Genomic DNA, 11,177 nt, shown 5'->3' with positions numbered 1-11,177 from the left:
GATTCAGAAACTTTAGAGGTGCTCAGCGACCTCAACAATATTCGGATATTCAAAATCAACAATGCTCAAAGTGATCGCCGGACTTCTCAGACCGGATTCCGGACATGTATTGTACGATGGGATATCCCAGAAACAGATGAACAGTCGGCATTTGGAAAAGATGAGACTGTTTAGAATGGGATGGATTTCGCAGAATATTCATCTGCTGGAGGGGTTGTCTGTAAAGGAAAACATTCTGCTTGTATCCAGAGCCAGAAGACAGCCCTGTGACAGTAACTATTATGAGTATCTTCTGGAAAAGCTGAATTTGAAATCCATGGAGTACAACAAAGCAGGGAAACTTTCGATGGGAGAGCAACAACGGGTCATGGTAGCGAGAGCGCTTTTGATGAAGCCCGATGTCATTCTGGCGGATGAACCTGCTAGTGCGCTGGATACAAGGATGACGGATCGGATCCTGCAGCTGCTGAAGGAATCACAGCTGATCATGGGTCAGACTGTCCTGGTCGTGACGCATGATCTGAATCTGGCAAAACAGGCAGATCGGCTGTTCTATATGGAAGATGGAATGCTCAGGTCCTATGAACCGTAAATTTCGAATATTCATTGTGCTTCAGATTGTTCTGTATGTGTGTTCCTTTTTGCTAGGGGCCGGCACTGTGTTTCTTTTCAGCCTGACGACAGCCAGCATGTTGATTATGACAGCCGGTCAGAAGGCCGATATGCAGATGCTTCGGGAGCTGGGGACAGGTGATTGGACTGTTTTTGTATACAGTCTCAGGGAGTTTCTTCCCTGTTTTGTGATGTTGGGACTGCTGCTTCTGAAAATACCCATCGCTGTCAGTTTCAAAATCATCATAATTATGCTTTATATGCTTTTTGCGATGAGTATTGTCTGTGAATCCGCTTCTTCAAGAGAAGTCATACATCCTCTGTTGTGGGTCTGTCAGGCTGTTTTCGTATGGCTGGGTCTCACAGATATCAGATATACAGTTCCGGTGCTGGCTGAGTGTATCTTGATTGGTCTGGTCCTTCTGGACGAAGATGTAGTATTCCTTCGCGAAACCGGAATCACGTTTATGAAAGCTGTGCAGATTGCGGGAGTTGCAAATATCCACAGAGACTGGAAAAGTGTCCTGTGTTCTCTGGGAATATTGGTTATTCTGATGTTGAATTCCGTTAAATTTGCGTGAAATCTATCTGTTATCTTTTTCTCAGGAAAGGCAATTGTGATAAAGGATAGACCAATGGATCAAATTGAACATAGCTTCAATAACTCTATAATTACAGCTCCTCTGCTATCTGCCATGAGCATTAGAGGTTAAAATATCCTACTTATTCTGGAGGTGAAGTCATGAGGACTCCAACAAAAATTCTGCTTGCTGCGATGGCTGTACTGGTATTGGGGTTCATCCTTTGGTTTTCCACTCGTGGGGTGAAAGCACCGGAAGAGAGCAGAACCATTGAGGAACAGAACAAGTCGCTGAGTGATACGCTGACGGAACGGACACCGGATCTGAGTGATCCGGCAGAAAGAGCCAGATTTGAATCCCAGGTAGATATGATTGAAGGAACAGAAGGAAATTGATTATTCTTTTCGGATAAGCCATAACCAAAGAGAATTGCAGGTATTGTTGAGGTCCGGACCCCCATACATGTTGAGTCCGGACCTTATTGAGATTCAGCCGATTGATATAGACAGATAGTATTGGAATCTTCTGCCCGGTCAGGCTCTGTTAATACGGAATCAGTCGGAAAATGGAATGAATACGCGCAGAGAATGGTGTTCTGTAACACTTCTGAAATTCTCAGGACTTACTGTGGAAGCAGAAGAAGGGAAAACAGAATATGAAAACTCTTACGAAAGTAACTCTCAAAAGGATATGTCCGGTTATCGGAATCTCCTTGATTCTGGCAGGCTGCAATACAGCAGAATCAGCAGATCCTGAACCTTATGAGTCTGCAAATCCTGGCTGGCTCTTATCCACGGATTCGTTCTCCCAGGGAAAGCTGGATTTTGATTTGAAGGATGGAGAAGAGTACCCGGAACTGATGCAGTTCAAAAACAAGATAGAACCGGATGTTGCAGCTGCAGACCTGATTTTTGATCCGGCTATCACAGAATCGAAGTCAAAAGAAATGAAGACACAGATGTATTGCTGGCGGTGGCAGGTGTCGGATGGAGACAAACTGGCCTGTTTCCCGGCTGAGTGAAGCAAGTAAAGACTGTCATTCATCTGTTTTTCAAAAAACCAGGCTGCCAGGACTATTCAGCGTTAGACTGAATGATCTGGCAGCTTTTTGCTGGTCTGAAGTCCAATATCAATAGAATGACGCTGTCTGTTTGAGTCGATTCATCCCTATTGAGTCAATCAATTGAATCAATTCGGGAAAATTGATTCATTCTTCCCTCTCTGCAGTTTCCCGTTCTCCCACGTCAAAGAGACCGCCTGCATGCATCTGTGCCGGCGGTCTCTTTCGCTCTCAAAAACAAAGGATGATTCTTCTGAATCATCCCCGGATCCATTTGTTCCAGGGAGATCAGGTGCTTTCTCTGATTGTTTCGGGCTTTTTCCTGACTGGTTCGGACAGCTTCTCCGCTTTCTTCATGCCTTCCGGTATCTTTCAACCACTCAGCCGTTTAGATCGCATCCTTTGGCCTGTCCTGTGTCTCTCCTTTTTTCAATCCTTTTCGAATGGTTTTGTCTGCTTTCTTCCGGATGTCTGAATCGGAGAGATTGATTCAGGGGTGGAAACTTCGACTCTGTTTCTGAATCTCAGCTTCCCTTTGAGTACTTGTCACTCTGTCGATTTTACCGTCTTGTCTGACGCGCCCGGCACCTTTTCGGTCCCTGTCGGAAGCAGCGGATCTGTCTGCCTCCCTGCACGATCAGTATAACAGGCAGATTTTCCAAAAACAGACAGGTGGCCAGCACGGGCGCCTATCTGGAAAAGCCGGAACAGGCCAGTGTCAGCCTGCAAGCCTGTACCTGACAGCAGGACCTTTTCCGGAGCGGACAACGATCTGTTTCTTCAGAAAGACATTCAGGACCCGGGTCTGCGTGGACCGGGACATGCCCGAACTGGCCAGGAGTTCCTTGCTGGATACAGGCTGCAGATCCCGGATCAGGTTATACAGATTCCTCTCCTCCGAAGGCAGATCCTGCAGTGTACCCACACAGGGCAGCATTGTGGTGACAGAAGAATCTGAGACCTGGAAGTCCGGCTTTACAGGATCATCCGCATAAACCTCCTGAATCATTGGAATGCCGCTTCCCAGTGTCTCCACTTTCCCCAGTTTCAGAAAAACCAGAGACAGACTCCGGTTGCGGAGAACAGACAGATGCCGGCTGGACCGGTACTCTTCTTCAGACAATCCTTCCGGCAGTCCGCCAGGAGACAGGACATACAGCCGGTCCGGGTACATTTCCACCTTGATCCGGCTGTTCACCTGCCATTCTCTGTGAATCAGCGCAGTCGCAATCAGCTCCCGGAAACAGATTGCAGGGATCCGTTCCTTGAGAACCCTGGTGAATCCTTCCACGGCTTCATAGGAATAGGTGTCTTTGAAGATCTTTTCTGCCTGCTTGAGCATCTCCAGAACGGACAGATTTTCCAGCGTATACCGTTTCAGAATCATGGACCGGGTTTGCCCAAATTCCACGATATCCATACCCGGAAATGGATTCTGATCGCTGAGAAGAGCAGCCGCATTGGTGTAACCGGCTTCCCGGTCATAGATTTCCAGCGTGATGTATGTATCCGGGAATACAGGCGTGATTCCAAACCGCTGATGGAACTGTTCTTCAAAACAGGAAAATGTCAGTTCCTGTGTCTGTGCAGGGATTTCCGTGAAGGTCAGATTGGCCCCCTGTATCAGCAGATTTCTGTATTCATAGTCAGATACCGGAATTGTGGAAGAATCGTTCCGCTTATAGGCAGTTCCCCGGTAACTGTACGGTGTGTTTTTTCCTTTCCGTACTGTCAGAATGATCAGATTTCGCGCATCAATGGAAATGGAAAAGTCCGGCTGCGGAATGATGTTGTCATTGATCTGGTTTTCAATGTTCAGCGCAGTCTGTTCCGGATTCTCAACGCCGACAATCTGGTGGTAATCGGTTCATTCAAGTGAAGCAATTCGGTTCGATTGAGTCAGTCGATTGAATCGATTCATGTCTCTCTGCCTCTCCCCCGCAGTCATTTCGCATCAAAAGACCGCCGGACATCCATATGCCGGCGGTCTCTTTCGTTCTCAAAAACAAAGGATGATTCTTCTGAATCATCCCCGGATCCATTTGTTCCAGGGAGATCAGGTGCTTTCTCTGATTGTTTCGGGCTTTTTCCTGACTGGTTCGGACAGCTTCTCCGCTTTCTTCATGCCTTCCGGTATCTTTCAACCACTCAGCCGTTTAGATCGCATCCTTTGGCCTGTCCTGTGTCTCTCCTTTTTTCAATCCTTTTCGAATGGTTTTGTCTGCTTTCTTCCGGATGTCTGAATCGGAGAGATTGATTCAGGGGTGGAAACTTCGACTCTGTTCTGACTTTCCGTTTCCCTTTGAGTTTCTTTACACTCTGTCGATTTTACCGTCTTGTCTGACGCGCCCGGCACCGTTTCGGTCCCTGTCGGAAGCAGCGGATCTGTCTGCCTCCCTGCATCCTCAGTATAACAGGCAAATTCTGCAAAAACAGACCAGTGGCCAGCCAGGTCCTTCATCTGGAAAAGCCGGCAGCTGCCCTGATCTGCTGAGCCTTATTGCACCTCTTTCTTCGTATCCGCCCCGCCATCCATCGGCAGCACAGCCTGTTGCCAGCTGTCAGTCAGCCGTTCCAGACTCCAGGCAGCGTTGGCGGGACTCGTGCTGGGCAGGCCCAGTGCTTTGATCCCGGTCTGCTTTTCCTGATATTTCCGGTAGTATTTCAGCGAGGTCTGCCCGTTGCAGAGAATCCGGGAGATCTTCGAATGGTGCATCACCACGTCCAGGTCTGCCGGCACCACATCACGGATCGAGGCGTCGGAGGAGCCTTCAATGACACACTGGGAAATCACGTCCCAGAGGGCGATGTGGTGCCGGAGCAGAAACCGCCGTTTCTCTTCCACCGTGGCGGGGACAGGTTCCTGAAAGATGGCGGCGAGCACTTTCCAGAACCGGTTCTGCGGATGACCGTAATAAAACTGTGTCTGGCGGCTTTTCACCGAGGGCAGGCTTCCCAGGATCAGAATTTCGGAATCCGCATCATAGACCGGATCAAAGGGATGAACGATGGTTTCAGGCATGGCAGTTCCTTTCATTTGTTTCATCGGGTTCCATTCTACCGTATAATGGAACACAAGACTGACGGGGTGAACAGAATGAAATCGTATTTGAGACCGGGCAACCGGATTGTGGTGAAAGTGGGGTCTTCGTCCCTGCGGCACCGGGAGACCGGGCGGCTGGATTTGTACAAGCTGGAGGTGCTGGTCAGGCAGCTGGCGAATCTGCGCAGTGCGGGACTGGATGTGGTGCTGGTGTCCAGCGGGGCAATGATGGCCGGGCGCACGGCGCTGGGGATTGATGATCTGGAGCGGCTGTCGCAGAAACAGGCAGCGGCGAGCGTGGGACAGGCCCGGCTCATGATGATCTACTCGAAGCTGTTCTCCGAGTACAACACCGTGGCCAGTCAGGTGCTCATGACCAAAAACACCGTGGCGGATCCGGAACACCGGCAGAATGCCCGGAACACCTTTGAAGAGCTGCTGGCACTGGGTGTGGTGCCGGTGGTGAACGAAAACGATACAGTGAGCACCTATGAAATCCAGTTTGGCGACAATGACACTCTGTCGGCGGTGGTCAGCGAGCTGATTCAGGCGGATCTGCTGCTTCTGCTGTCGGATATCGACGGTCTGTTCACCTGCGATCCCAACACGAATCCGGAAGCCGAACTGATCCGGGAGGTCCAGGCGGTGGACGAAGAGCTGCTGGGCATGGCCGGGGATTCCGCTTCGGATGTAGGCACCGGGGGCATGCGCACGAAGCTGCACGCAGCGAGGCTGGCCATGGCGGCGGGGACAGACATGATGATTGCCAACGGCGGGGACTTCCGGGTAATTCACGATCTGGTGGCCGGAAAGGGTACCGGGACCTGGTTTCAGGCGCCGGAGGAAAACCGCCGGAAAAAAGACGCAGAGAGAGGAAAGGCACAGGATGACACAGACAGCATGCTATGACAAAACAGAACAGATGAATGCAGACGGACAGGAAACCCGGGCAGAACAGAAAGATACAGCCATTCAGTCCATGCTGGAGGACATGGGACGCCGGGCGAAACAAGCCGGTTCCTGGTGTGCCACATTGTCTGCCGGTGAAAAAAACGATCTGCTGCTGGCAGCAGCTACACAGCTGGAAGCCGATGCACCCCGCATTCTGGCGGCCAACGCCATGGATGTGCAGCGGGCAAAGGACAATGGCATGGCGCCGGGACTGGTGGACAGACTGACGCTGACTCCCGAACGGATCGCGGGGATCGCCGCAGGGATCCGGGAAGTGGCGGCGCTGCCGGATCCCATTGGCCGGGTGGAATCCATGGAAAAACGACCCAACGGGCTGATGATCGGCCGCAAGCGGGTACCGCTGGGTGTGGTGGGCGTGATTTATGAAGCCCGGCCGAATGTCACCGCGGATGTGTTTGCCCTGACGTTCAAAACCGGCAATGCGGTGATCCTGAAAGGCGGCCGGGATGCGGCGCAGTCCAATGAAGCCATTGTGCAAAGCCTGCAGTCAGTGCTGCCGGTGCCAGATGCCCTGCAGCTGATCCGGGACAACGCCCGGGAAGTCACCAGTGCGTTCATGAAACTGCGGAACTACGTGGATGTGCTGATTCCCCGGGGTGGCAAGGGTCTGATCCAGGCAACGGTGAACAACGCAACGATCCCGGTGATCGAAACCGGCACCGGCAACTGTCATGCCTATATCGATGAAACAGCAGACAAAGACATGGCAATTGCCATTGTGAACAACGCCAAGACCCAGCGCATCGGCGTGTGCAACGCCCTGGAGAGTCTGGTGGTGCACCGCAGTCAGCTGCCGATGCTGAAGGAACTGGAACAGGTTCTGGATGAACATCAGGTGCAGATCCGGGCAGACCAGGACTCCCTGCCGTATTTCGATCATGCTGTTCCTGCTTCTGAAGAGGATTTCGGGACGGAGTATCTGGATTATATCCTCAGTGTGAAAACCGTGGACAGCGTGGAAGAAGCCATCGGGCACATCAACGCGTATTCCACCGGTCATTCCGAGACCATCATCACGCAGGATTATGCCAGCGCTCAGAAATTTCTGGATCAGGTGGACAGCGCGGCGGTGTATGTGAACGCCAGCACCCGGTTCACCGACGGAAATGAATTCGGTTTCGGTGCCGAAATCGGCATCTCCACCCAGAAGCTGCACGCCAGAGGCCCCATGGGGCTGGAAGCACTGACTTCTTCCAAGTTCATCATTTACGGAAACGGCCAGGTGCGCTGAGGCAGCCTCTCCTGTTTCCGAACCCGGGGCTCTGATTGCTCCGGGCTTTTTTCCATGTCGATGCGTGCCGGGGCCTGAATTCAGATGGGGATATGGCGGCTTTCAGCTGCCGGAAACTGGAGTCGAGTATAAATACATGCAGATTTTGCAGTGAATGGGAGTGGAGTATAAATAACTGCTGATTTTACAGGAAAAGGGAACGCAATATAAAGAGATGTTGATGTTTTCGGGTTACAGGCCTTTGAAGAACCTGATGGGTGCGCGCTTTGTCCACCATCGGCATTCTGGTTCACCTGTCCGGATGATGCCAGGGAATCAGTCCCTGGCTGGTGAGTTCCAGAACCTCGTCGCAGATCTGCAGCAGTTTCCGGTCGTGGCTGACCAGGATGATCCGGCCGCCGAAATTCTGCAGGGCCTGGCGGATGACCGGCGCGGAGAGCGGGGAGAAATTGCGGGTGGGCTCATCCAGCAGCAGTACATCACACTGGGCGAGCACCATGGCAAGAAACAGGATCTTGGCCTGCTGCCCCCCGGATAATTCCCCCATGGGCGATTCCATTTCCCGGGTAGTGAAGCGCATGGAACCCAGCCGGGTCCGGGCTTCGGGCCAGTGCTCAAGCCACTGGGATGGGCTCATGTCCGGATTCAGAACCTCCCGGTAGTCCTGGGGCATGTACCCCACCCGCAGATCCGTCCGGTTCTGCAGCACAGAATACAGCTGTTTCAGCAGCGTGGATTTGCCGGCTCCGTTGCGGCCGGTCAGTCCCAGGATCCCGGGGCCTTTTACCGACAGGGAAAGGTCCGGGCAAAGCAGCTGTCCGCCGGCGGTCAGGGACCCTTCCCAGGCCAGAACCGTTTTTCCTGCAGGCAGACCAATGGCGGGGTCAAAGGCCGTGAGGATGGCCTGTTCGGAATCGGAGAACTCCCGGAACGCAGCCCGCTCTTTCTCATACCGGCGGCCGGCGGCATTGACGGATTTCAGTTTCCGCTTCAGAGCCGCGGCTTTTTTCGGATCCTGCCGGCTGGCTGTGTTCTGCCGGTGCTCCACGGCGTCATGGACCCGCCGCCAGCGTTCCATTTTGGCCTGATGGTCTCTTCGCTGGCCGGCAGCGACCTGATCCTGGTGCTCTGCGGACTGCCGGCGAAATGCCAGGTAATCCTGCCAGGCCAGGCTGGACCGGGTGAGCCGGGGAACCGATTTCCGGTGCAGCTGTTCCAGGTGAAGGATCGTGGGATGGACATGTTCAATGAGGGTTTCATCATGACTGACAAACAGCACGGTCTGCGGACACAGAATCAGAAACTGTTCCAGCCACTCCAGGGTATCGATGTCCAGGTCATTGCCTGGTTCATCCAGCAGCAGAATATCCGGCTGTTGCATGAGCAGCGACAGCAGATAATACCGCACTTTTTCTCCGCCGGAGAGCGTGGAAAAGGACTGAGTCGAAAACAGACTGTCATAGTCAATGCCCAGACGGGTCAGGACATCTGTATAGTCCCAGACCGGCAGACTGCCGAAGAGATCTGCCAGCGATCCTTCAAAGGCAGGAAACTGGGGCAGACAGCCCACGGGTCCATCCAGTCGGATGTCACCGGTGACCCGGCACCAGTCAGCCTGGCCAAGCAGGGCTTTCAGCAATGTGGATTTTCCGTTTCCTTCCTCTCCCGCCAGCACGGCTTTTTCTCCGGCAGCCAGAGACAGAGTCAGGTTTTTGACCAGATACCGCCCGTCCCGGTCCAGCTGTATGGTCAGATTTCTGATTTCAAGCAAAAGATCACCTCCTGTGTGCAGCGTTTCGGCTGCACGAAAAAAAGCGCCCTGTGTCAGTCCATGAGGGCGCTTTGCATTGATGTATGGAAGGTCTGAGCACCCGGTGGCGGAGTCAGACAGCAAATGATGGCAGAGCAGGGAACACAGGCCGCAGAAGGACCCGGATGCCCCGGATTTCATGGACGATTCAGTTTTGACAGATTCGTCCTTTGAACATCCGCTCACCGCCTTTCCCGGATATGATACAGCAGGTGCCGGTCAGGCGCAAGAAAGAGAAAGGCAGGATCCGGCATTCTGGCGGGGGGACTCACTGGATGTAAGCCGGGTCAATGGCCGGGTAATCGAAGAGCTCAAATCCACCGTCCTGCTTTTCCAGATACAGCCGGTACCAGGGAATGAGCCAGGTGCCGGAAGCATCCGGTTTCCAGATCAGCCAGATGTTTTCCTCCTGCGCAGGATTGTATCCCGCCGGAACTGTCATGGTCTGCATGACATCCTCCCGGGTGATGACTGGATAGCGGTCTGTCTGCTGCAGGGAAGAGACCGGATACAGGATCCCCTGGACCGCCTGATCACCGGTACGGATTTCAATGGCCCGGGTTTCGGACGCAATGAGATTTTCCTCAGGATCCTGCCTGTCTTCATAGATGCGGATGATCCAGCGGGTGTCCGTTTCTGTCCGTCGCACAGGCCGGAATTCCACCACCGGATTCTGAATGGGAAACAGAGTAGAATACGACCGGATCAGGTTCTGCATCTGTGCTTCAGCCTCCGTCTGGCTGTCTGCGGCAAAGGGAATGGATCCATTGACAAACAGATGCCCGGTATCTCTGTCAATCAGATCCAGGCGGCCCCAGCCGGTCATGGCCCAGACGGAGGAATTCAGCAGACCCGGTTCTGGATCCTCTTCCTGCAGCAGTGAATGATCCAGCCCCAGCTGATCCATGAGAGACAGCAGTGTGTGTTTCACGTCTTCTGAAGAAGCTGCATCCAGCTGCCGTCCTGCGGCGGGTTCCTCATACCGGTACACGGGAAGCGAATCCGGCCAGCTGTCTGCCGTCCGGGGATTTTCCGTCTGGTAAAACCATCCCACGGCGCCCAGTCCTCCGAAACCGGGACCTGCCGCCATCGAGGAATTCATGGGAAGAAGCGGCAGACTGGCGGAGGCGGCAGGTTCAGCTGTCTGCCAGGGCATCATCAGCAGGATCAGCACGGCTGCGGCACAGACCAGTCCAATGCCGGCGGACAGGCGCCTGTATCGCCAGGACCTCCTGGCCTCCGGGCTGCTGCGGGCTGTGCGCTGCAGCTGGCGGATCATATCGGTTTTCTGCTCTTCGGACAGTGTTTCCCGGTCCAGAGTCTGCCGGTAGGTTTTCAGGAAATCTCTGTCAGGCTCCATCGGTTGCCTCCTTTCTTTCCCCGTTCTCCAGCAGCTGCCGGAGATGTGCGCGGCCCCGGGACAGAAGCGAATAGACTGTACCGGTTCTGCATTTCAGAATACCCGCGATTTCGGCAGCCGTCATGGATTCATAATAATGCAGGTAGATGGCTGTGCCTTCCCGGAAATCCAGCAGCCGGATTTCCTCCAGCACCGCCGGCTGTTCCGGCCGGGAAGCTGCAGGTTCCTGCACCGGGGGATCCGAACGCATTTTCTGCCACCAGTGACGGTGGTAATCGGTGCACAGATTGAGGACAACCCGGTACAGCCAGGCTTTCTGATGTTCTTCGTCTTTGAACACTTTCTCCGACTGGATGAACCGGAGAAGCGCTTCCTGGACAATGTCCTGTGCCTGGCAGCGGTCACAGTGATGCAGAGCCAGCCGGTACATGCCATCCGCATGACGCCGGACAACCGCCTCAATGTCTTCATTGCTGAGCCTGGCGGTCTGCGGATGAATCATGAATCA

11 protein-coding genes and 1 pseudogene are annotated in these 11,177 nt (G+C 53.5%); 6 read left to right on the top strand and 6 right to left on the bottom strand.

Annotated elements, in window-relative coordinates:
- Positions 1 to 61: 61 nt before the first annotated feature.
- From QZ305_RS04795 to QZ305_RS04780, 4 genes are all read left to right on the top strand, one after another.
- Positions 62 to 592, top strand: coding sequence for an ABC transporter ATP-binding protein (locus QZ305_RS04795; RefSeq protein ID WP_294730489.1), 531 nt, complete (start codon positions 62 to 64; stop codon positions 590 to 592).
- 16 nt (positions 593 to 608) lie between these two features.
- Entirely contained in the window at positions 609 to 1,193 is a 585-nt protein-coding gene (locus QZ305_RS04790; protein WP_294730488.1) for a hypothetical protein, read from the top strand.
- Positions 1,194 to 1,354: 161 nt separating this feature from the next.
- On the top strand, positions 1,355 to 1,588 hold the full coding sequence (locus QZ305_RS04785; protein WP_294730486.1) for a hypothetical protein: 234 nt from the start codon (positions 1,355 to 1,357) through the stop codon (positions 1,586 to 1,588).
- Positions 1,589 to 1,848: 260 nt separating this feature from the next.
- Complete coding sequence (locus QZ305_RS04780) at positions 1,849 to 2,214, top strand: hypothetical protein (RefSeq protein ID WP_294730484.1); 366 nt, start codon at positions 1,849 to 1,851, stop codon at positions 2,212 to 2,214.
- A gap of 757 nt (positions 2,215 to 2,971) precedes the next feature.
- Here the strand turns inward: QZ305_RS04780 and QZ305_RS04775 are convergent.
- The 3 genes and pseudogenes from QZ305_RS04775 to QZ305_RS04770 form a co-directional block, all read right to left on the bottom strand.
- The gene (locus tag QZ305_RS04775; protein ID WP_294730483.1) at positions 2,972 to 3,673 is read right to left on the bottom strand and encodes an ATP-binding protein; all 702 of its coding nucleotides are present in this window, start codon (positions 3,671 to 3,673) and stop codon (positions 2,972 to 2,974) included.
- Between the two features lie 243 nt (positions 3,674 to 3,916).
- Positions 3,917 to 4,105, bottom strand: a pseudogene (locus QZ305_RS11775) (RNA-binding domain-containing protein); the annotation flags it as partial.
- Positions 4,106 to 4,750: 645 nt separating this feature from the next.
- Positions 4,751 to 5,299, bottom strand: coding sequence for a DNA-deoxyinosine glycosylase (locus QZ305_RS04770; RefSeq protein ID WP_294730482.1), 549 nt, complete (start codon positions 5,297 to 5,299; stop codon positions 4,751 to 4,753).
- 21 nt (positions 5,300 to 5,320) lie between these two features.
- Here QZ305_RS04770 and proB point away from each other — a divergent pair, with 21 nt between their 5' ends.
- Together proB and QZ305_RS04760 are read left to right on the top strand one after the other, a co-directional pair.
- Positions 5,321 to 6,205, top strand: a complete 885-nt coding sequence (gene proB / locus QZ305_RS04765; protein WP_294730481.1) for a glutamate 5-kinase — start codon at positions 5,321 to 5,323, stop codon at positions 6,203 to 6,205.
- Positions 6,183 to 7,499 (top strand): glutamate-5-semialdehyde dehydrogenase, encoded by a 1,317-nt coding sequence (locus QZ305_RS04760; RefSeq protein WP_294730480.1) that lies wholly within the window; start codon positions 6,183 to 6,185, stop codon positions 7,497 to 7,499. Before proB ends, QZ305_RS04760 begins: the two co-directional genes overlap by 23 nt.
- 289 nt (positions 7,500 to 7,788) lie before the next feature.
- Here QZ305_RS04760 and QZ305_RS04755 read toward each other — a convergent pair whose 3' ends face one another.
- The 3 genes from QZ305_RS04755 to QZ305_RS04745 all read right to left on the bottom strand — a co-directional run bounded on the left by QZ305_RS04755 (position 7,789) and on the right by QZ305_RS04745 (position 11,171).
- Positions 7,789 to 9,270, bottom strand: coding sequence for an ATP-binding cassette domain-containing protein (locus QZ305_RS04755; RefSeq protein WP_294730478.1), 1,482 nt, complete (start codon positions 9,268 to 9,270; stop codon positions 7,789 to 7,791).
- A 307-nt stretch (positions 9,271 to 9,577) separates the two neighbouring features.
- Entirely contained in the window at positions 9,578 to 10,669 is a 1,092-nt protein-coding gene (locus tag QZ305_RS04750; RefSeq protein WP_294730477.1) for a hypothetical protein, read from the bottom strand.
- Complete coding sequence (locus QZ305_RS04745) at positions 10,659 to 11,171, bottom strand: RNA polymerase sigma factor (RefSeq protein WP_294730476.1); 513 nt, start codon at positions 11,169 to 11,171, stop codon at positions 10,659 to 10,661. Before QZ305_RS04745 ends, QZ305_RS04750 begins: the two co-directional genes overlap by 11 nt.
- Between the last annotated feature and the right edge of the window lie 6 nt (positions 11,172 to 11,177).

Origin of the sequence: uncultured Faecalibaculum sp. (assembly GCF_910588395.1) — a bacterium.
Taxonomy (GTDB): Bacteria; Bacillota_I; Bacilli_A; order Erysipelotrichales; family Erysipelotrichaceae; genus Faecalibaculum.
The sequence above is the reverse complement of the archived record's forward strand: the minus strand, read 5'-3'. Positions and strand labels throughout refer to the sequence as shown.